The organism is Bacteroidota bacterium (genome assembly GCA_016722565.1).
Lineage (GTDB): Bacteria > Bacteroidota > Bacteroidia > 2-12-FULL-35-15 > 2-12-FULL-35-15 > 2-12-FULL-35-15.
In genome coordinates, this window is sequence record JADKIU010000003.1 from 293,494 (window position 1) to 317,776 (window position 24,283).

Annotated in this window: 12 protein-coding genes; 11 read left to right on the forward strand and 1 reads right to left on the reverse strand. The window is 39.4% G+C overall.

Annotated elements, in window-relative coordinates; all coding sequences use genetic code 11:
• Nucleotides 1–43 precede the first annotated feature (43 nt).
• On the reverse strand, nt 44–2,290 hold the full coding sequence (locus IPP64_12445) for a DNA topoisomerase 3 (protein ID MBL0330197.1): 2,247 nt from the start codon (nt 2,288–2,290) through the stop codon (nt 44–46).
• 294 nt (nt 2,291–2,584) lie between these two features.
• Here IPP64_12445 and IPP64_12450 point away from each other — a divergent pair, with 294 nt between their 5' ends.
• From IPP64_12450 to IPP64_12500, 11 genes are all read left to right on the forward strand, one after another.
• A complete protein-coding gene (locus IPP64_12450) occupies nt 2,585–3,112 on the forward strand; it encodes a peptidylprolyl isomerase (protein ID MBL0330198.1) in 528 nt (175 codons plus the stop codon).
• A 1-nt stretch (nt 3,113) separates the two neighbouring features.
• Complete coding sequence (locus IPP64_12455; protein MBL0330199.1) at nt 3,114–3,383, forward strand: hypothetical protein; 270 nt, start codon at nt 3,114–3,116, stop codon at nt 3,381–3,383.
• Nucleotides 3,384–3,407: 24 nt separating this feature from the next.
• Nucleotides 3,408–3,977: a hypothetical protein gene (locus IPP64_12460; GenBank protein ID MBL0330200.1), complete on the forward strand. Its 570-nt coding sequence runs from the start codon at nt 3,408–3,410 to the stop codon at nt 3,975–3,977.
• A 434-nt stretch (nt 3,978–4,411) separates the two neighbouring features.
• Complete coding sequence (locus IPP64_12465) at nt 4,412–16,516, forward strand: DUF2341 domain-containing protein (protein MBL0330201.1); 12,105 nt, start codon at nt 4,412–4,414, stop codon at nt 16,514–16,516.
• The gene (locus tag IPP64_12470; GenBank protein MBL0330202.1) at nt 16,513–17,400 is read left to right on the forward strand and encodes a type IX secretion system membrane protein PorP/SprF; all 888 of its coding nucleotides are present in this window, start codon (nt 16,513–16,515) and stop codon (nt 17,398–17,400) included. The genes IPP64_12465 and IPP64_12470 overlap by 4 nt, the downstream gene beginning before the upstream one ends.
• A 4-nt stretch (nt 17,401–17,404) precedes the next feature.
• Nucleotides 17,405–17,851: a hypothetical protein gene (locus IPP64_12475; GenBank protein MBL0330203.1), complete on the forward strand. Its 447-nt coding sequence runs from the start codon at nt 17,405–17,407 to the stop codon at nt 17,849–17,851.
• Nucleotides 17,852–17,910: 59 nt separating this feature from the next.
• A complete protein-coding gene (locus tag IPP64_12480; protein MBL0330204.1) occupies nt 17,911–19,641 on the forward strand; it encodes an OmpA family protein in 1,731 nt (576 codons plus the stop codon).
• Nucleotides 19,638–20,441: a hypothetical protein gene (locus IPP64_12485; GenBank protein ID MBL0330205.1), complete on the forward strand. Its 804-nt coding sequence runs from the start codon at nt 19,638–19,640 to the stop codon at nt 20,439–20,441. The genes IPP64_12480 and IPP64_12485 overlap by 4 nt, the downstream gene beginning before the upstream one ends.
• Before the next feature lie 165 nt (nt 20,442–20,606).
• Complete coding sequence (locus IPP64_12490) at nt 20,607–23,555, forward strand: SpoIIE family protein phosphatase (protein ID MBL0330206.1); 2,949 nt, start codon at nt 20,607–20,609, stop codon at nt 23,553–23,555.
• Nucleotides 23,534–23,782: a SpoIIE family protein phosphatase gene (locus tag IPP64_12495; GenBank protein ID MBL0330207.1), complete on the forward strand. Its 249-nt coding sequence runs from the start codon at nt 23,534–23,536 to the stop codon at nt 23,780–23,782. Before IPP64_12490 ends, IPP64_12495 begins: the two co-directional genes overlap by 22 nt.
• A 60-nt stretch (nt 23,783–23,842) precedes the next feature.
• Complete coding sequence (locus IPP64_12500) at nt 23,843–24,217, forward strand: DUF1987 domain-containing protein (protein ID MBL0330208.1); 375 nt, start codon at nt 23,843–23,845, stop codon at nt 24,215–24,217.
• Nucleotides 24,218–24,283: the final 66 nt, after the last annotated feature.

Genomic DNA, 24,283 nt, shown 5'->3' on the forward strand with positions numbered 1-24,283 from the left:
AAACGCGCCAAGTCATTTCGCTTCGAGTTTTTTGTTCACAAACTTAATTTTGTGTGAATATTGAATCAAATGGTAAACGAAAATCGCAACCCGTTTTATATTCACTACAACCATAAGCTGCTTTGCCTTTAAGCAATGTCCCCTTTTTGCACTTCGGACAAATACCAGGCTTCGTTTCAGCAACAGTAGCCTTTTTAGCTTTGGGTACTTTAGCTTGTGCTTCTTCGAATTCTACATTAAAAGAATCTGTCAGTTTTAATATTCCATCTTTTTTTATGCCCCCAGCGGTGAAGCCTTTTATCACTGCTGTTTTCTTCTTTTCCAAAAGCGATTTTATTTGCGCTTCTGTTAATTTTTTTCCCATCAACTCAAAAGGCACTTTCATGTCGCAACCATTTTTATAGTTACTGCAACCAAAAGCGGTCTTCCCTTTTAACATCGTGCCGGATTTACATTTCGGACATTCAATTTTTTCATCCTTCTCCAACACAGCGGCATGTGATGCAATGGTAATACGTTGTGCAGATTCACTTCTTACTTGCACCACCAAATCGCTCACCATTTGTTTCATTTCTGTTAAAAATGCTTCTGCTTGGTATTCTCCTTTTTCAATCTGACGCAATTTAAACTCCCACTTACCCGTCATCTCAGCCGACTTCAAAATTTCATTGTTAATCACACGAATCAATTCCATTCCTGTGATGGTTGGAACAATATTTTTTCGTTCGCGCTTGATATAATTTCTGCGAAACAACGTTTCAATAATTGCAGCACGCGTGGAAGGACGACCAATCCCATTGTCTTTCATCAAGTCGCGCAACTCTTCATCTTCCACTTGCTTTCCTGCTGTTTCCATCGCTCTCAGCAATGTTGCTTCAGTATATGCTTTTGGCGGAGATGTTTTTCCTTCTGATAAAAACACTTCATGTGCTCCTGATTCACCTTGAACAAACTCAGGAAGAATTTGTGTTTTTTCCTCCTCCTCTTCACCTACCGATTCTTTTCCGTAAACAGTTCTCCAACCGTCAAACAAAATTTGTTTCCCGGTGGCTTTAAATTCAACCTCCTTCACTTTTCCTAATACCGTTGTATTCGACACTTCGCAATCCGGATAAAATGCAGAGAGAAATCTTTTGGCAATTGTATCATACACCAATGCCTCATTCCCCATCAATCCTTGCGCTTTCACATCGGTTGGTATAATCGCATGATGGTCAGTAACTTTTTTATCGTCAAATACTTTTGTAGACTTTCGAATTTCGCTTCCCAGCAATGGTTTTACTAAGGCTTGATAATTGACCATACTGTTCAAGATTCCCGGAATCTTCGGATACATGTCATTGGGTAAGTAAGTAGTATCAACACGAGGATACGTCACTAATTTTTTCTCGTATAAATTCTGAATAATTTTCAACGTATCATCCGCGGAGTAACCAAATTTTTTATTGCATTCCACTTGCAAGGATGTTAAATCAAACAAACGAGGAGAAGTTTCTTTTCCCTTTTTAATTTCTACGGAAGTAATTTCAAAAGGAGTTTCTTTGATGGACGCTAAAAGACTTTCACCTTTCTGTTTTTCGTCTCCTTGAAAACGATCCAATTGTGCATTAAAAATAACCTCTCGGTATTTTGTTTTTAGCTCAAAAAAAACAGCCGATTTAAAAGCATTTATTTCCAACTGACGACTCACAATCATTGCCAAGGTTGGCGTTTGAACACGACCGATTGAAAGCACTTGTTTCCCGTTTCCGTATTTTACTGTAAACAAACGAGTCGCATTCATCCCTAACAACCAATCAGCAGCAGCACGTGAATAACCAGCAAAATATAAATTCTCGTATTCCTTTCCTTCTTTTAATTTTGTAAACCCTTCACGTATAGCTTCTTCTGTCAAGGAAGAAATCCACAGGCGCTTTAAAGGCTTTTTACAATTTGCTTTAGAAAATATCCAGCGTTGAATCAATTCTCCCTCTTGCCCGGCATCACCACAGTTAATCACTTCGGAAGCATTTTCAAAAAGTGTGGAGATGGTATTGAATTGTTTTTCAATTCCTTTGTCGTTTTTTACTTTTATTCCAAATTTTTGAGGAAGAATGGGAAGCATATTTAAATTCCATTCCCGATAAGCAGAATCATACTCGTGTGGTTCTTTCAATTCACATAAGTGTCCGAAACTCCAAGTTACCTGATAACCATTCCCTTCATAATAGCCGTCTTTGCGCTGTTTAGCGCCCAATATTTCTGCTATTTCTTTTGCTACACTTGGTTTCTCTGCAATACACACTTTCATCGGAACTCACCCCAACCCTCTCCTTGGAAAAGGAGAGGGAGATGGATTTTTTTATTTTCATCAAAAATAACAAGTGCTTTGATTTTATTCAGAAAATGATGTGACGTTTTATTAACAAAACTTTTGGTTTAAGATTTGTTATGCTATTTTTACAATTGATAAAAAACCTCACCATGACCTCTTCTTAAAAAGTTGAGGGAGAAAAAAATGAAGATTATGAAAAAATTACTTTTAGCATTTACATTATTACTTGTTGCAACTGCCGGTTTTGCAAAAAAAGATAAAAAACCAAAATTGGAGCCGGGTTTATATGCCGAAATCACAACCAACAAAGGTGTTATTCTACTTGCATTAGAATTTGAAAAAACACCACTCACTGTAGCCAATTTTGTCGGCTTAGCAGAAGGAAAAATCAAAAACACTGCTAAAAAAGAAGGAGTTCCCTACTATGATAGTTTAAAATTTCACCGAGTGATCCCAAACTTTATGATACAAGGTGGAGATCCTGCCGGCAACGGAACTGGTGGCCCAGGCTATAAATTTAAAGATGAAATACATCCCGACTTAAAACACACAGGACCCGGAATCCTTTCCATGGCGAATGCTGGCCCAGGAACAAATGGCTCACAATTTTTTATTACCCATGTACAAACAACTTGGCTAGATGGAAGACATACTGTATTCGGACATGTTGTAACCGGTCAAGATGTTGTTAATTCTATTAAACAAGGAGATATGATTATCAAAGTAAAAATAATACGCAAAGGCAAAACTGCAAAAAAATTCAAGGCAGATAAAGTATTTGCAGAACTCAACAAATAAAATGATTGCTACCATTGAAATCAGTATGTATGCCTTAACCGATGGTTATGAGCAAAAAGTAATTGACTTTATACAACGTGTAAAACAAAATAAAAATATCCGCGTTGAAGTAGGCGGATTAAGTACAATGCTTTATGGAGAGTACGAAGTTTTGATGCAGGTTGTAAAAGATGAAATGAAATACGATTTCGAAAATGGAAAAGCAGTATTTCTATTAAAAATTGCAGGTAGTGAATTAACGAAAGAAAAACTCCCTACTATTTTGAAATAAAATTGTTCAAAAAAAATAAAAAACATGAATAGAAAAATCATTTTATCCATCCTAGCAATTGCGACAATCTCAATTGCATTTATACCAAAAGCAGGGGTTATTGGCACAGTATTTCCTGCAATGGAATGCGAAGACTATAATGGTAAAGCAGTAAACTTACCTGTTGATACCAAAGGAAAATACACCTTACTTTGCATTGCGTTCAGCACAGCTGCTGAGCCCGATTTAAAAACTTGGATTAATCCGATTTACAATAAGTTTATTGGAAAAGTAGATGCATCAAAAGCAGATGTCTTTGATGTGCATGTTGATTATGATGTGAATTTATATTTTGTTCCAATGTTTACAGGATTTAATAAACTGGCAAGCAGCAGCTCAAAAGACAAAATAAAATCGAAGACAGATAAAGAACTTTGGCCATATTTGCTTTTTTATGATGGAGGAAAAACATACAAAGACGAATTGGACTTCAAAAAAAGAGATATTCCGTATTTCTTCGTTTTAGATAAAACAGGGAAAGTGGTTTATACCACTTCCGGTAAATATGATGACAATAAGTTGGAGAAAATTGTCGATATATTCGAAGAAAATTAAATTAAAACAAATTCAGAAAACACTCTTACTTCTAAGAGTGTTTTTTTTATGCTCATTTTCTAGAAAAAAAACAAAATCTTATTTCCTTTTGTTTAGTAGCACATTTTCAAATTCGACAGGTGTTTGAAGAGCTTTTCAAGGCTAATAAAAGCACCTTTGGCAAGTACATAAAACTCCCAATATTCCTTACTCATCGGTTTGATTGCATAATTCATCGATTTTATTGCTATTTATTGAGATAATCTTCTATATTTGAATGCGATACAATTATATGGAAAAACAACTACCTACTCATTTTTTGTTTTTTTCGTTTTTATTCAAATTTCAGCCATCTTTAAATAGAATTGGATGCACATTTTTGTTCCCTAAATTTTATTCAAACGGTTTCCAGAATATATATCTACCATTAACAATTTACTATTGCTTGATTATTTATGCTAATTAAGAGATTAGGACTTTTTATTGGTTTCTTTTTATTCATAGGGCTTTCCTACGGACAGCTTCCCGGCTATTCCTTTTATAAAATTCTTACAATCAATGCAGCACAAGTTGGAGCGGGGGGCCCTTTTATAGACTTTCCTGTTTTAGTTAGTCGTACAGATTTAGATTTAAGAGTAGTTGCAAGTGGTGGAGATGTGCGCAACGCAAATGGCTACGATATAAAATTTACAGCAGCAGATGGAATCACACCTCTGGACCATCAGCTGGAATTGTACGTTCCTACAACAGGTGAATTAGTGGCGTGGGTGCGCGTACCTTCCGTTGCAGGTGGTACTGTCATTCGTATGTATTATGGAAATACGGCTATTGTTGCCGACCAATCTGTTACAACCACTTGGAATGCACAATACAATGCCGTGTGGCACTTACACAACGATGTTCCTTCAGCCTTGGATGCCACAGCCAATACGCATACCATGACGAATGTGGGCTCTGCAAATTTAACTGGAGCTACACGAAAAATTGCTGACGGTCAAACTTTTGTTGCCGGTAATTCTCTAACACGTCCGCCTGATCCAACGTTGGTCATACCAGGAAATGTAACATTAGAAGGTTGGGTTAGAATGACTACAATACAAGCAGGCATAAAAGAAAATGTAATTTTCGCTTGTGGAGGAGGAACAGAAACTGCGGTAGATAATTATTCCTATTACTTTTCAATTGATGCCACAACATTAAGACTTCGAACCTACTGGGAATATGGTGCAGGAACAGACAAAGATATCATTTCAACTGTTTCTTCTGGCGTTGCCACTGGAACATGGAGACATATTGCAATGGTTAGGGACGTAACAGCCAATAGTGTTCGTTTTTATGTTAACGGAGTTCTTAGTGGCGCTGCTGTTGCCTATTTAGGAACGGAAGACCCTACTGGTGGTGGATCCAATACCTTTAGAATTGCACAAGATCCAAATACAACTGCACAAGATTTTATTGGTTCTTTGGACGAACTCCGAATTTCAAATGATGCAAAACCAGCTGGTTGGTTGCTAACCAATTACAACACCATGAATACGCCAGCAACCTTTTTTGCGGTAGGTGCTGAAATTTGTGTTAATCCAACCACTTCAGCAGCTGGTCCTGACCAATCCATTTGTGCATTAACAACGGCAACACTTGCAGGGAATGCACCAACAGTTGGCGCTGGCGTATGGTCAGTAATTGCCGGGGGGGCAACTGTAACCACTCCCACATCTCCAACTTCCGGTGTCACTGGATTAGCTTTAGGAGCAAATACTTTTAGATGGACGATTTCAAATAGTTCAGGAACGTGTGTTGCATCAACGGATGATATTACAATTACCGTTTACGCAAACCCTACAGCCTCTGCTGCTGGTCCAAACCAAAGTTTGTGCAACACACCAACAGCTACTTTAGCAGGAAACACACCAATTGTAGGAACTGGAGCATGGTCAGTTATTGCTGGATCTGCAACAGTCACCACACCTACCTCTCCAACCTCAGGTGTTACAGGACTTACAACAGGAGTAAACACTTTCCGTTGGACAATTTCGAATGGAACGTGCGTTGCATCAACAGATGATATTACAATCACAAACTATGCAAATCCTACAACATCCGCTGCTGGTCCTGATCAAGCTGTATGTGGTCCAACAGCAACATTGGCAGGGAATAGCCCTTCTTTTGGAACAGGAGTTTGGACAGTACTTGCAGGATCAGGAATTGTTACAACTCCTAGTTCGCCAACATCCGGAGTCACCGGTTTAAGTCCGGGTGTAAATACATTCCGTTGGACAATTACAAATGGAGTTTGTGCTCCATCTATTGACGACATCACAATTACAAGTGATCCGGTTCCCACAACTGCAGCTGCAGGACCCGACCAATCTGTTTGTGCAACGGCTGTAGCAACACTGGCCGGAAACGCACCTACAACAGGAACAGGTGTTTGGACTGTGGTTACCGGATCAGCAACCGTTACCACGCCTTCTTCACCAACATCCGGTGTTACAGGATTAAGTTATGGAACCAATACATTCCGATGGACCATCTCAAATGGTGTTTGTGCGCCATCAGTAGATGATATTATTATTACGCGCTATGATGTTCCTACCATTGCAGATGCAGGATTCGATCAAACCGTTTGTGCTACTTCTGCAACATTGGCAGGCAATACACCAATTGTTGGCACAGGAGTTTGGACGGTTATCTCCGGAGGTGCAACAATCACAACACCAACATCACCAACATCTGGAGTGACCGGATTGAGCGTTGGTGTTAACACCTTTCGTTGGACGATTTCGAATGGAATATGTACTCCTTCCACTGATGACATTATCATCAATCGATTGGATTTTCCTACAACTGCTGCTGCTGGTCCCGACCAAGTTGTTTGTTCGCCCAATGCCACTCTTGCAGGAAATACACCAACCGTTGGAACAGGTGTCTGGACCGTCATCGCTGGTGGAGCAACCATAACAACACCTACATCACCAACATCAGGAGTAACTGGTTTAAGTATTGGAGTGAATACGTTCCGTTGGACCATCACCAATAGTACCTGTCCAAGCTCTGTGGATGATGTTACAATTAATCGTGATGCCGCTCCAACAACTGCCAATGCGGGAACAGATCAAACCGTTTGCGCAACAACTGCTACTCTTGCAGGGAATCTTCCAGCTATCGGAACAAGGGTTTGGACGGTAATTGCAGGAACCGGAAGTGTAACATTCCCTTCTGCACCAGGTTCACCGGTTACAGGTTTAAGTGTAGGTGTAAATATTTTCCGCTGGACGATTTCGAATGGCGTTTGTCCACCTTCAACTGATGATGTAACCATTACTCGTTTACCATTTCCAACAACTTCGGCAGCCGGACCTAATCAAACATTGTGCACAACCACTGCAACACTTGCCGGTAATTCTCCTACTGTAGGAACCGGAGCATGGACAGTGATTGCTGGCTCCGCAACCGTTACAACTCCGACTTCACCTACTTCCGGAGTGACCGGATTAAGCTTAGGAGTTAATACATTCCGTTGGACCATTTCAAACAGTATTTGTACACCATCTGTTGATGACATCACCATATTCCGTGACACTCCACCAACTGTTGCTGCTGCAGGTCCGAATCAAACAATTTGTGCTTCAACTGCAACACTTGCAGGAAATACACCTACCGTTGGAACCGGCACTTGGACGGTGATTGCCGGTTCTGGTACAGTAACAACGCCTTCATCTCCAACTTCTGGAGTCACTGGTTTGAGCATTGGAGTAAACACCTTCCGATGGACCATTTCAAATGGTACATGCGCCCCGTCTTTTGATGACATTACTATTAATGTTGATCAAAACCCAACCGTTTCAAATGCCGGTGCCGATAATACTTTTTGCAGTGCTTCCTCTTCCTTAAATGGAAACACACCAATTCTTGGAACAGGAATTTGGACCGTTTTTTCTGGGGGTGGATTTGTTACCACACCAAGTTCTCCAACTTCCGGAGTAACAGGATTAACAGTTGGAACAAATACATTTGTTTGGACCATTTCAAACGGAACTTGCCCCTCATCCATTGACTCGGTGAGTCTGATTATTGACCCTTTACCAACTGTTGCCAATGCCGGATTTGATTCTACAATTTGCTCCACTGCTTCCGTTTTAAATGGGAATATCCCAATTATTGGATCCGGAATGTGGACTATCACTGCAGGAACAGGAACACTTACATCCACCACCTCTGCAACACCTGGTGTGAGTGGATTAAGTATTGGAGCGAACACCTTCGTATGGACCATTTCGAATGGAACTTGTCCTCCATCTGCAGACAATGTTACCATCACCGTAGATCCAGTTGCAACAATATCAGCTGCAGGACCTGACCAAACAATTTGTTCGACCACCGCAACACTTGCAGCAAATACACCTCTTGTAGGAACTGGTATATGGTCAGTGATTGCTGGCAGTGCAACAGTTACAACTCCATCTTCACCAACATCAGGTGTTACTGGTTTATCCGTTGGAGTAAACACCTTCCGTTGGACCATTACAAGTGGCGTTTGTACACCTTCCATGGATGATATTACTATTACCCGCGATGCAACTCCGACTGTTTCCGCAGCAGGTGTTGATCAAAATGTTTGTGCAACAACAGCTACACTTGCAGCAAATACACCACTCGTAGGTACTGGTGTATGGACCGTTATTACAGGCGCAGCAACAGTAACCACACCATCTTCACCAACATCAGGGGTTACCGGATTAAGTGTTGGTGTGAATACATTCCGTTGGACCATTTCAAACGGAATATGCGCTTCTTCAACAGATGATATTACAATCAACCGCTTTAACATACCTACCACAGCTGCTGCCGGACCAGATCAAGTTCGTTGTGCGACAACTGCGACACTTGCCGGGAATACTCCAACAGTTGGAACAGGAGCATGGACCGTTATTGCGGGTGGAGCAACGGTTACAACACCTACTTCTCCAACATCCGGAGTTACAGGATTATCAGTGGGTGTCAATACATTCCGATGGACTATTTCAAATGGGGTTTGTACTCCTTCTACTGATGATGTTACAATCACTCGAAATGCTAATCCGACCTTATCTAATGCAGGTCCGGATCAAAGTGTTTGTACATTAACAGCAACACTTGCCGGAAACACACCGGTTGTCGGTACAGGCGCTTGGACAGTTCTTGCCGGTGGCGCAACGGTTACCACCCCTACTTCACCAACGTCTGGAGTTACTGGATTATCCGTTGGAGTTAACACTTTCCGTTGGACAATTTCAAATGGAGTTTGTACTCCATCTACAGATAATATCACAATAACTCGTTTTAATTTCCCGACTGTGGCCACCGCTGGACCTGATCAAACACTTTGTGTAACAACCGCTACTCTTGCAGGAAACACACCTACTGTTGGAACGGGCGCATGGACAGTGATTGCAGGGACTGGTGTTGTGACAACACCTATATCTCCTACATCTGGAGTTACGGGATTAAGCTTTGGTGTAAACACATTTAGATGGACCATCTCTAATGGTGTATGTACACCAACAACTGATGACATCACGATTTTCAGAGATACACCACCAACCACCTCCGCGGCAGGAGTCGATCAAACTGTTTGTGCAACGTCAGCTACTCTTGCTGGAAATAATCCAGTGGTAGGAACAGGCGCATGGACCGTAATCACTGGTAGTGGAGTCGTGACAACACCCTCATCACCATCATCCGGAGTAACAGGATTAAGTGTCGGTGTTAATACATTCCGATGGACCATCTCCAATGGTACCTGTTCACCATCTATTGATGATGTGATTATTAATCGCTTGGATTTCCCTACTGCTGCTGCAGGACCCGATCAAACAATTTGTGCAACTACTGCTATACTTGCTGCTAACACGCCAATCATAGGAACGGGTGCATGGACAGTGATTGCTGGTACTGGAGTGGTGACAACACCAACTTCACCTACTTCCGGTGTGACTGGATTAAGCTTAGGAGTCAATACATTCAGATGGACCATCTCCAATGGAGTGTGTACACCTTCTACTGATGATATTACCATTTTCCAAGATACACCACCTACAACTTCAAATGCAGGAACAGACCAAACCGTTTGTGTTACAACAGCTACACTCAACGGAAATGCTCCGATTGTTGGAACAGGTATTTGGACGGTTGTAGCGGGTAGTGCAACTGTTACTACTCCTACTTCACCTACTTCCGGTGTTACCGGATTAAGTGTTGGTATCAATACATTCCGATGGACAACCACCAATGGAACATGTCCGCCTTCTATTGATGACATTACTATTAATCGCTTGGATTTCCCTACCACTGCAGCTGCAGGACCGGATCAAACATTGTGTACAACCACTGCTACACTCGCAGCAAATACTCCTGCTATTGGAACAGGCGCATGGACGGTGATTGCTGGAACCGGAGTAGTGACAACACCTACATCGCCATCGCCAGGTGTTACTGGGCTTAGCTTAGGAGTGAATACATTCCGTTGGACCATCTCCAATGGTATTTGTACTCCATCCATTGACGATGTAACCATCTTCCGTGATACACCACCTACAACTTCAAATGCGGGAGTAGATCAAACAGTTTGTACAACCACTGCGACACTTGCGGGGAATGCTCCTACGGTCGGAACTGGATTTTGGACAGTGGTAACTGGAACAGGAGTGGTTACCACTCCAACTTCACCTACTTCAGGGGTTACCGGATTAAGCTTTGGAACCAATACTTTCCGATGGACCATCTCCAATGGAACCTGCGCTCCATCAGTGGACGATATTGTTATCGATCGTTTGCTTTTCCCTACTACAGCGGCAGCTGGACCTGATCAAACTTTATGTACAACCACCGCTACACTTGCCGGAAACAATCCAATTGTTGGAACAGGTGTATGGACAGTGATTGCGGGAACTGGAGTGGTGACAACACCTACATCACCTTCTTCAGGTGTTACTGGATTAAGTTTTGGTGCGAATATTTTCCGATGGACCATCTCTAATGGTGTATGTACACCTTCTATTGATGACATTACTATTTTCCGTGATACACCACCTACTGTATCGAATGCAGGAATTGACCAAACGGTTTGTTTAACTTCTGCTACCCTTGCAGGAAATACACCGGTGGTTGGAGCAGGAACATGGACCGTTGTTACCGGTAGTGCAACAGTTACCACCCCATCATCACCATCATCCGGAGTAACAGGATTAAGTGTTGGAGTCAATACTTTTGTTTGGACCATTTCAAATGGAACATGTGCTAATTCATTCGATTCGATTACAATTAATCGTTTGGATTTTCCTACTCCAGCTGCCGCAGGTCCGGATCAAATTGTTTGCAGTGATACTGCAACATTAGCGGCTAATACTCCTATTGTTGGATCAGGATTCTGGACAGTAATTGCTGGATCTGGCGTATTTTCCACTCCTACTTCTCCTACTTCCGGAGTTACAGGAATGATACTTGGGGCGAACACTTTCCGCTGGACAACTTCGAATGGACTTTGTACTCCTTCAACAGATGACATAACCATCAATCGACTTGTAACTCCTACTGTTGCATTAGCCGGACCAGATCAAACAATTTGCTCAACAACAGCAACACTTACCGGAAACACACCGGTTATTGGCTCTGGTGCATGGACAGTGATTGCCGGAACTGGAATTGTTACAACACCTACTTCAGCCACCTCAGGAGTAACAGGAATAAGCTTAGGATTTAATACATTTGTTTGGACCATAACAAGCGGAAGTTGTCCGATAACAACAGACACTGTTGTGTTTTATCGTTTAGATTTCCCTACCGTTGCAACTGCAGGTCCGGATCAAACATTGTGCGCAACAACTGCTACACTTGCTGCAAACACACCTATTGTCGGAACAGGATCATGGACAGTGATTGCAGGAACCGGAGTGGTGACAACACCAACATCTCCAACATCCGGTGTTACCGGATTAAGTTTTGGAGTGAATACGTTCCGATGGACCATCTCCAATGGGGTATGTATACCATCCTCTGACGACATTACTATTTTCCGCGATACACCACCTACAGTTGCTGCAGCTGGAGTGGATCAAACTATTTGTGCAACGAGCACAACACTTGCCGGAAATACACCTGTGGTAGGAACGGGACTTTGGACAATCGTTGCAGGTAGTGCAACCATCACAACTCCTACTTCACCAACATCCACACTTACAGGATTAGGAGTAGGAACAAATATTTTTGTTTGGACCATCTCCAATGGAACATGTGCTAATTCATTCGATTCGGTTACAATTTTCCGTTACGATTTCCCTACCGTTGCAACGGCTGGTCCGGATCAAACCTTATGCGCAACCACTGCTACACTTGCTGCAAACACACCTGTAGTTGGAACAGGTGCATGGACGGTGATTGCTGGAACCGGAGTGGTTACAACACCTTCATCGCCTACATCAGGAGTTACCGGATTAAGTTTTGGAGTGAATACGTTTAGATGGACCATCTCTAATGGTGTGTGTACACCTTCCACTGACGATATTACTATTTTCCGCGATACACCACCTACAGTTGCTGCAGCTGGAGTGGACCAAACCATTTGTGCAACGAGCACAACACTTGCCGGTAATACACCTGTGGTAGGAACGGGACTTTGGACCATCGTTGCAGGTAGTGCAACCATTACCACTCCTACTTCACCAACATCAACACTTATAGGATTAGGAGTAGGAACAAATATTTTTGTTTGGACCATATCCAATGGAACATGTGCTAATTCATTCGATTCTGTTACAATTTTCCGCTTTGATTTCCCTACCGTTGCAACGGCTGGTCCGGATCAAACCTTATGCGCAACCACTGCTACACTTGCTGCAAACACACCTGTAGTTGGAACAGGTGCATGGACGGTGATTGCTGGAACCGGAGTGGTAACAACACCAACATCTCCAACATCCGGTGTTACAGGATTAAGTTTTGGAGTGAACACATTTAGATGGACCATCTCCAATGGGGTATGTACACCATCCACTGACGACATTACTATTTTCCGCGATACACCACCTACTGTTTCTAATGCAGGAGTGAATCAAACCATTTGTGCTACAAGTACTGCACTTGCCGGAAATACACCTGTGGTAGGAACCGGACTTTGGACCATTGTTGCAGGCAGTGCAACCATCACCACTCCTACTTCACCAACATCCACACTTACAGGATTAGGAGTAGGAACAAATATTTTTGTTTGGACCATCTCCAATGGAACATGTGCTAATTCATTCGATTCTGTTACAATTTTCCGTTACGATTTCCCTACCGTTGCAACGGCTGGTCCGGATCAAACATTGTGCGCAACCACTGCTACACTTGCTGCAAACACACCTGTAGTTGGAACAGGAGTATGGAGTGTAATTGCAGGAACTGGAGTTGTAACAACACCATCTTCACCAACATCAGGAGTTACAGGATTAAGTTTTGGAGTGAACGTTTTCCGTTGGACCATTTCCAATGGGGTATGTACACCATCCACTGACGACATTACTATTTTCCGTGATACACCACCTACCGTTTCTAATGCAGGAGTGAATCAAACCATTTGTGCAACAAGCACAACACTTGCCGGAAATACTCCAGTGGTAGGAACCGGACTTTGGACCATCGTTGCAGGTAGTGCAACCATTACCACTCCTACTTCACCAACATCCGGACTTACAGGATTAGGAGTAGGAACAAATATTTTTGTTTGGACCATCTCCAATGGAACCTGTGCAGCATCAGTTGATTCTGTGACGATTTTCCGTTTCAATTTCCCTACACTTTCTGCTGCAGGACCAAACCAAACGGTGTGTTCAACAACAGCAACACTTGCAGGAAACACACCCATTGTTGGAACAGGAGTTTGGACTGTATTAGCAGGAACAGGAGTTGTTACAACACCAACATCTCCAACATCCGGTGTTACCGGTTTGAGTGTAGGCATCAATACATTCCGTTGGACCATCAGCAATGGAGTATGCTCTCCTTCTACCGATGATATTACTATTACACGAGATGCTCCACCTACTGTATCTGCAGCAGGTATCGACCAAACCATTTGTGCCACGAGTGCAACACTTGCTGGAAATACACCTGCTATAGGAACTGGATTGTGGACTGTAATAACTGGCACTGGAGTAGTTACAACGCCAAGTTCACCTACATCAACGGTGAGTGGAATAAGTGTTGGAGTAAATACATTTGTTTGGACGATTTCAAATGGAGTTTGTCCTAGCTCAACAGATACTGTAACAATTTATCGTTTCGATTTTCCTACTATAGCGAATGCCGGATTTGATTCCACTATTTGTTCGTCAGCTTCAACATTAAATGCCAATGCACCAATTGTAGGAACAGGTATATGGTCTGTGATTTCAGGAACAGGAACTGTTACATCACCTACATCAAATTCCTCGACTGTAACTGGAATGAGTATTGGTGTGAATAAATTTGTTTGGACAATCTCAAATGGAGTATGCCTTTCATCAAAAGATACGGTTACAATAAATGTAGATGCATATCCAACAATTGCTAATGCCGGTTCCGATTTTATTATATGTGCATCTTCTGCTACATTAAATGGCAATACACCAATTGTTGGTACTGGTTTATGGACAATCGTTTCAGGTAGTGGTACAATTACCAATCCTACATCACCAACATCATCAATAACCGGTGTAAGTGTGGGCGTAAATGTATTTGTCTGGACCATTTCAAACGGAACCTGTGTACCAACAACAGATACGGTTGTAGCTACAATCAACACCTTTGCTACTCCGGCAAACGCTGGAAGTGATTCAACAATCTGTTCTTCTTTTTCCTCTTTAAATGGAAATATTCCAATTGTCGGAATAGGAACTTGGTCGGTAATTGCTGGTACCGGAATATTAAGTGATTCCAGCAATGTTACTTCAGGTATTTCAGGATTAAGCATTGGCACCAACACATTTGTATGGTCGATTACAAGTGGTGCTTGTCCTGTTTCACACGACACTGTAAATTATTTTGTAGACCCATTACCAACCGTTGCAAACGCAGGTTTTGATTCAACCATCTGCTCTGCAAACTCTACATTAAATGGAAATACACCTGCAATCGGATCAGGAACATGGACGGTTACTGCAGGTGGTGCCTCATTATTCGCAGCCACTTCGCCATCTTGTGGTGTTTCTGGTTTAAGTGTTGGCGTAAATACATTTGTTTGGACAATTGCTAATGGAACTTGTCCTTCTTCTTTCGACACCGTTTCCATTTTTGTTGATCCCTTTCCAACAGCAGCAAATGCAGGATTTGATTCCACTATTTGTTCATCGACATCTTCATTAAATGGGAATGTACCAACAATTGGAACTGGTAACTGGAGTGTTGTTTCTGGAGCGGGAACCATTACCACTCCATCTTCGCCTACGACAGCCATATCAGGATTAAGCATTGGAACCAATACATTTGTCTGGACGATTTCAAATGGTACTTGCAGTGCATCAACAGATACTGTAAATTATTATATTGATCCATTCCCTTCTGCAGCCAATGCAGGTTTTGATTCAACCATCTGTGCGGCAACCTCCACTTTAAATGGAAATACTCCTGCCATAGGAACTGGCCTCTGGACAGCGATTGTGGGAACAGGAACGTTAACGTCTCCATCATCTCCTATTTGTGGCATTACAGGCATGAGCAGCGGCATCAACACATTTGTTTGGACGATATCCAGTGGTACTTGTCCTTCCACAACAGATACAGTAACTATTTTTGTAGATGCCTTTCCGACTGTTGCCAATGCCGGTATCGATTCTGCAATTTGCGCTTTCTCATCAACGCTAAACGGGAATGTTCCAATTGTGGGAACAGGATTCTGGACGCTCATCAGTGGTAGCGGAACGATTGTAAGTCCGGCATCGCCAGTTACATCCGTGACAGGTTTAAGCATCGGCTCTAACATTTTCCGCTGGACAATTTCTGGAGCTACCTGTCCACCTACAATGGATGATGTTGAGATTTGGGTGGATGACATTCCAACCATTGCGAATGCCGGGTTAGACGTTTCAACAAGCTTGAATTTTGTAACATTAAATGCCAACACTCCTATAACCGGAATTGGAACGTGGAGTATTCTTTCAGGAAGTGGACTGTTCACAAACATCAATGATCCGGGAACATATACAGCCAACTTAACTGGTGGACAAAATATCTTTTTATGGACAATTTCAAATGGAGCATGTCCATCCAGCACGGATGAAGTAATGATAACGGTATCAGAAATACAAGTACCAAATGGTTTTTCTCCGAATGGTGATAATATCAATGATTTCTTTGAAATTCCTGGCTTAGGCGACTTTACCAATGTTGAGTTAAATGTATTTAATCGCTGGGGAAATTTGGTATATAGCAATCCTGACTATAAAAATGATTGGGATGGAAATAACAATAGTGGCGGAAGATTATCTGATGACACCTATTATTATATTTTAAAATTGAGTGCCGAAAGAACAATAAATGGCTATGTAGTAATCAAAACAAAATGAAAAAAAGTATAACACTCCTATTTCTTTTTGTTGTTGTGAAAATTTCTTTTTCTCAGCACAACAATCAATACAGCCAATATATGTTTAACGGGCTGGCGATAAACCCTGCCTATGCAGGAGCAAACAAGGCATTAAACATCACACTGCTTCATAGAAATCAGTGGACAGGATTTGATGGTGCTCCAAAAACAACTTCCTTGAGTATCCATACCCCATTACCAAACAACAAACTAAATGTTGGTGTGAATTTTATTTCCGATAGATATGGCGTAACGAACAAAAATATTGTAAATGGTATTTTTGCTTACAAATTAAATTTCTCTAAAAGTTCGCTTAGTTTCGGAATTCTTGGCGGACTTGACATTACTCGAAATAATTGGGATCAAATCAATACAACAACAGCCGGAGATGCTATTTTTGAAGGGCAATCACAAAAAACGGTTACACCATTAGCGGGAGTTGGTATTTACTACTTAGCTAAAAAATATTTTATTGGCTTGTCTTCACCTTCATTAATTCAGTTTGGAAGCTATACCAAGAACACTTACAACCCAATGATATTGAATGGAGGATGTATTTTGAAATATTCCGAATCGATTCTTTTCAAACCTACCGTTTTGGTAAAATACATCAACAATTCACCTATTGAAGTGGATTTAAACCTGAACACATATTACAAAAATTTCGGATTAGGATTTTCTTATAGAACCAATGATGCTGTTGTATTTTTGCTAAACTATTCCATCAACGATCAATTCAACATTGGTTATGCGTTCGACTTAACACTTTCAAAATTAAAAACCTATAACAGAGGATCACATGAAGTGATGTTAAAATATGAGTTTGGGTATAAAGTGAATGCAACAAGTCCACGTTATTTTTAGTTTTATGAGCAAATTGTTTTTGTCTTGTTTCATTTTCTCTATCCTACTCTCCCCTCGTGTATTCGGACAGGAAGCGATGCTATCTGATTCCATTCCCTTTTTTAAAGAAGACACAACACATTACTTTGTTGCACCCATTTCAATCAATTCGGGGAACTCAGAATATGCTCCGGTAATTAATAATGGAAAATTACTCTTTGCATCCGACAGAAATAATTTGGTAGGAGTTGTTTATACGAATGAAAATGAAAAGCCATTGATTGATCTTTTTATTTCAGAAAGAGTAGATTCCCTTTCATTTAAACAGGCAAAACCAATTTCCAGAACAATCAATACAGCATTTAATGATGGACCAGGTTGTTTTAACAAAGACCAATCAACTATCATTTTTAGCACCAATTCTTCATATTCTTCGCACCATTTAAATTTAAAACCTCAAAAATTACGTTAAAAAATCTTCAGCTGTATCAATCCGATTTTAAAAAAAATGCATGGAATAAACCGATAAAATTGTCTTTTTGTAAACCTGAATTTTCATACACACATCCTTATTTTTTAATAGATGGAAAAACGTTAGTGTTTTCTTCCAATATGGCTGGCGGTTATGGTGGTATGGATCTTTACTATTCAATTTATGAAAATGGGAGCTGGTCCAATCCAATAAATCTGGGCGCAAAAATAAACACAGCCTATAATGAAGTGTTCCCATCTGTTTCTCCAATAAATATGTTGTATTTTTCTAGTAATATTCCGGATGGCATTGGCGGATTAGACCTCTATTCTTTCGATTTAACTGACTCAATTAACGCATCCAAACACCTCTTAGAATCACCTATCAATTCTGCTTCAGATGATTTTGGAGCATTTATAGATTCCACAAAGAAACAAGGGTATTTTTCATCCAGTAGAAATGCAATTACCAAAGACGATATTTATTATTTCACCAATAAATATCCAAGCATAAAAAACTGTGTTCCTTATGTTGCCCCTTCTTACTGCTTTACATTTTATGAAGAAAGCACCGTTGGGAATTTATCGGATGACAATCAAACGAAGCTAATCTACGAATGGGATTTAGGAGATGGAACAAAAATTAAAAGTTTGGAAGCAAGACATTGTTTCAAAAAATCAGGCACTTACGTAGTTGAACTTAATATTGTAGAAGAGGAATCAGGCGCCTTGTTTTATAATGAGGCCAGCTACGATTTTGTGGTGGACGATTCAGAGCAAGTATATTTAAATGCTCCTGATACTGCTGCAAAAAACGGCATAATAAATATCAATAGTTATAAGTCAAAAATACCAGGAGCAACAATATTAGGATATTCCTGGAACTTTGGTGATGGAAACTATTCAAGCGGAATTACAGGTAACAGAAAATATGAAAAAGAAGGTGAATACTTTATAAAACTAGGCGTTGAATACAAAAACGATTCAACAGGCAGAATTCATGAACTATGTGTGGAGAAGAAAATTTTTATTGCAAACGAATTATGGAAGAATACAGAGGACACAATTTATACCGCACCACAAAACAAAAAAATCACCTTCACAACAGAAAACGTAGATAGTTTAAACTTCAGAGTTTACCTTGGAAGTTCTGAAAAACAGATCCCTCGAGATGCAGACTTCTTCAAAGGATTAACCGACATCCGGGAATTTATGCTGGATAGTTTATACCTCTATACAGCCGGAAGAAAAGAGAAAATATTGGATTTAAAAGATGAATATCGACAAGCCAGAGCGAACGGACTAAATAGTGCGCGTGTAGTAGCCTACAGCGGTGATTCGTTACTTCAAAGCAACGAAAAGCTTCAAAATGTCAAAATTTTCGATTGGATGGTTAATTTGAAAAATAATAATACTACATTTAAAGAGTTTTCGAGCAATATTTACTTTACGGGATTTGCTGATTCGATTCAGAAAAAATATTTACCTGTATTGGATCTTATTGCAGAAATTTTAAAAATAGAATCCGATTTATCCATTTCGATTTATTCGTTTACGGATACAGTTGGAAGTGCAGAGTTTAATGAGCAAATATTTGAGGAAGCCCGATTAGAGCTTTCTAAAAAGCGCGGAAACGTAATAAAACAATACCTTGAAGAAAAGGGTATCAAAATTGCAAGTATAAAAAACATTCCGAAAAATGAACGTCCGATTGGTGACGAAAACAATTTTCAAAAAAATATATTATATAACAGAAGGGTTACCTTATATATAACAAAAAAGAAACAATGATACTAAACAGATTGATTTTTGTGCTTCTATTTGCAGGCATCGTGTCTAATTCCTACTCCCAATCCGTTCCCTCAACTGATGAAAAATTCCCTTACTTGGGAACATTCGGTAAAAGTTCATTAAAAGAATGGGGAGATGACGATTTTGTCCAAACCTTCTTTTTTGTAATTCCTTTGTCTGAAAAAAATCCCATCTACATTCGAATTTATGACCCGGAAAACAGTGGAACGAATGACGAATTGCATGGACCCGCCTTCAATACAAAAACCAAGTTTTCTGTTTATGGGGGTAAAGGAGCACATACTGATCCTGCAGCAAAAAGCATTGATCCAAAAGGAAATTTCAAAAGCGGAATACAACTCGCGACAAAAACCTTTTCAAATGAAGCAGAATATGACAACAATTGGGTAACACTTGGCCCTTTCAATCCTACGGAAGGAGAAATAGACCCGACATTTAATCAATATGTTTTTAAAATAGTTATTGAAGGGTTAGAAGGTGATGATGGCAACCTTTACCGAATGTTTTTATCATCAAAACCAAACGAAAACAAAAATGTAGAAGGTGGAAACGCATTTGCATACGAATATTCATTCCGACTTTCCGATTCAAAAACCTCAGTAGGTCATGTTTATCCATTCATTGATGCAAAAGTAACTGCAATTGAAATAAATATTTTTGATTATGATGATGACGGAGTGATACGCGTTATATCAGTTGCTAAAAAAGGAACTGGTGATAAATCATCAACCAACAACGTGTGGAAAAAGCATAAATATGAAATTGAAAAGAAGAATTAAACACCTCGATGGATATTCAATTTATAAAACTCAAAGATTCAAACAACAACAATATTGTTGTATACATTCAAAATCAATACGGTGAAAATTTACCCTTTTTCGCCTCACCTATCGGAGGCGTACCAAAATATAAATATAAAATAAAGGTGAAAACAAATTAGTTTTATGCATAAGTGCTCTCGGTTATTTATTGTAGTATTTTTTTTCCTTTCTAAAGCCTCCTTTGGTCAGGTGTATGATTTCAATTTATACACAGAAGATAATGGACTTGCACAAAACTATATCTACACTATTTCACAATCCTCGGATGGTTTTATATACCTATCTACCGGTAACGGATTTGTAGCGTATGAAGGAAATAAATTTAAAACGTACACCACTAACGACAGTCTGAGTGAAAACTTTGTAAACACCCACTACATCGATTCAAGGAAAATCATTTGGATGGGGCATTACCAGAGTGGAATTTCCTATCTAAAAAAAGGTGTCATCAAAAAAATAAAAAAATCGGAAGAACTTGGCTCAAAAATAATTTCATTTGCAGAGGATGCAAAAAAGAATATTTGGTTTGTAGTGCAAGGAAAAGGGGTTTATTATATCGACACAACTTTTACGTTAAAAGGGCCCGTTTTTTCTGAGGACTCCGGAATTAATTGTATTAAATTAGACAATTTCGGAAATCTACTTTGTGGTAGCAACTACGGTCTGAGCTGGTACGACATCCAAAACATAAAAAAACCTAAACTAATTGCAGAAGGAAAAGACTTTAAAGATAAAAATATTACTTCTATCATAAGAGACTATCAAAATGCAAGTATATTTTGGTTAGCCATTCCCGGTGAAGGTGCATATGGTGTAAAACTAAAAAGTAAACGAATTTCAAAAATCTCTGAAATAACAAACGAGTTATCTTCCGATGCCAAAAACATTCTCAGCATTTATTCCGATCACGAGACCAATCTTTGGATCTCACTTGCGAATGAAGGATTAAAAAAAGTTGTATTTCCTCCCGGGAACAACAAAGACAAATTCACAGTGACGACCATTTCCAAAGAGAATGGCTTATCCAGTAATTATATACAAACCATTTTTGAGGACTTTGAATACAACATGTGGTTTGGCACCTTTGGAAACGGTCTGATTGAAATGCCGGTTTACAAATTTAATTTCTACAAACCTGAATTTGCTACTGACATCAAATCCATTTTAGTAGACAGCACAAATTTCATTTGGCTCGGCTCAACAATCGGATTAGTAAAATACTTTCCAGAAAACAAAACCCAATCTGTTTTATTTGATGCAAAAAATGGATTTGTAAAAGACCAAGTAAATGCATTATTAAGAGATAAAAATGGGAAAATATGGATTGGAACAGAATTAAACGGTGTTTTTAAATTCGATGCAACAACAAATCAATTCGAAAATTTTTCAAAAAAGAATAAATTGGCCAGCATTTCAATCAATTGCATTGCACAAACCAAAAGTGGCACCATCATTATCGGAACAAAAGATGGCGTTTATTTTATAGACCAAGAAACAAACAAAACGGATTTATTAACAACCGCAGAAGGTTTACTTCATAATAATGTGCGCTACATTTTTTGTGACTCCAAAAGCCGCATTTGGTTTTGCTCGGATGGTACACCGCCTTACTTTTTACAAAATGACGAAATAACCGTATTAAGAGACATTGCAGAACTAAAAAGTTATTCGATAAATTCAGTTTCTGAAGATTTGAGAGGATTAATTTGGATATCAACCAATGGAGATGGCGTTTTTACATATGATGGCAAAAAAACACAAAATTTCAGAGTTGAGAACGGGTTAATTTCAAATTTCTGTTATTCTGCTGTCGTTAATTACAACAATGATGTTTGGGTGACGCATAAAAATGGAATGTCACGGATTAAAGGAATTAAACATCAGATAACCAGTTATAAGAAAAATGATGGACTTCTATTTACAAATAACAATGTGAATGCAGCTGTTTCCGATTTAAAAGGGAATTTATGGTTCGGGAATGAAGAAGGACTCGTATTATACAATACCAAACGAAATAATATTACAGTAGCAGAGCCTAGGACACAAATCCTTTCTTTATCTTTCAATGGCAAACCATACAACATTAATGAACCCATCCTATTGCCATACAGCACCTACACTGCTAAGCTTGAATACGTTGGAATTTCACTCACCGATGCATCAAAAGTTTTATACAAATATAGACTTGTCGGTCTTGATTCAACCTGGCGAACTACTGATGAGCGAATCTTAGAGTTTCCCAAAATTGCGGATGGTACATATACATTTCAAGTTTTGTCAACCAATAGAGATGGTGTTTGGAACACAAAACCCACAGAAATTGTATTTGAAATTGCACTCCCATTATGGAAACACATCTGGTTTTGGCTGGTATTAATTGTTATTGTTGGTGTATTGGTATACCTTTTTATCAAATCAAGAATTAAAGGCTTACTCAGAATCAAGCAAAAACTAGAAAGTACCGTAAAAGAAAAAACCTACCAATTACAAATAGAAAAAGAGCAACTGGAAAGTATAAAGGTCATTCTCGAAGAAAAAAATAAAGATATTACTGACAGTATCAATTACGCAAAACGAATTCAAGAATCCTTGCTTCCTACGAAAGAAAGCTTCATCTCTTGTTTTCCTAAATCGTTTATATTTTTTAAGCCAAGAGATATCGTTAGCGGAGATTTTTATTGGTTTGCTGAAACAGAAAAATCTTATATCGTTGCTGCAGTCGATTGTACAGGACATGGTATCCCAGGAGCCTTTATGTCAATCATTGGAACAACCATTTTAACCGACATTGTAATCGATAAAAAAATAACATCTCCAAGCGAAATATTAAATCAACTAAACGCTAACATCACAAAATTATTAAAGCAAGATGCTGCCGGTAGCTCTTCAAGAGACGGTATGGATGTTTCCATTTGTACCATCAACAAAGAAAAAACAAAAATGCTTTATTCTTCTGCATCCCGACCAATGTATTACGTGCGTGATGGTGTTTTAAACGAAGTAAACTTACGAAGCTTTTCAATTGGTGGCTCTTACGAAGATTATGAAAAATATTTACGGAAGTTGAATTAGACATCCTTCCTAACGATGTTTATTATCTTTTTACAGACGGCTATGCTGATCAATTTGATAAAAATGATTTGAAAAAATTTAGTGCTAAAAAATTGAAAAACCTATTCACCGAAATTGCGGAAAAAGACAGCCAAACACAATACGATGTTTTAGAACAAACATTATATGACTGGAAAGGCAATTGCAAACAGATTGATGACATTACGGTAATCGGAGTAAAAATCTAAGAACAAATTATTGAAACTATAATTGCTAAATACTGAAAATAAAATTAATTACTGCAACCCATGGAAAACTTTTTTATAGCAGGAACGAGAGAAACCCCTGAAGTTTCTATCAATGTCAATGAAGGTACATTTTCAATAAAGGGACGTACTTTATCTGAAGACTCAGTGGCATTTTTTGCCCCCATTTTTAAGCAAGCAGAAGAATATTTCAAAAACCCTTTGCCAAACACAACATTCATTTTATCCTTTGAATACCTAAATTCCAGTTCACTAAAATTGGTCATCGACTTATTGGTTTTTTCAAAAAAAATGCTTTCAGCAAACCATACAATTTTAGTTAAATGGAATTATGAAGCAGATGATGACGACATTTTGATGCTTGGAGAAGAATCGGCACGATTAACCGGATTACCATTCGAATACCACCCTTATTAAACTTGCAAGAATGCTCTATCGGGCATTGCCCATGCTGGTTCATCAAAAATTAGCTGTTTTGCTGTA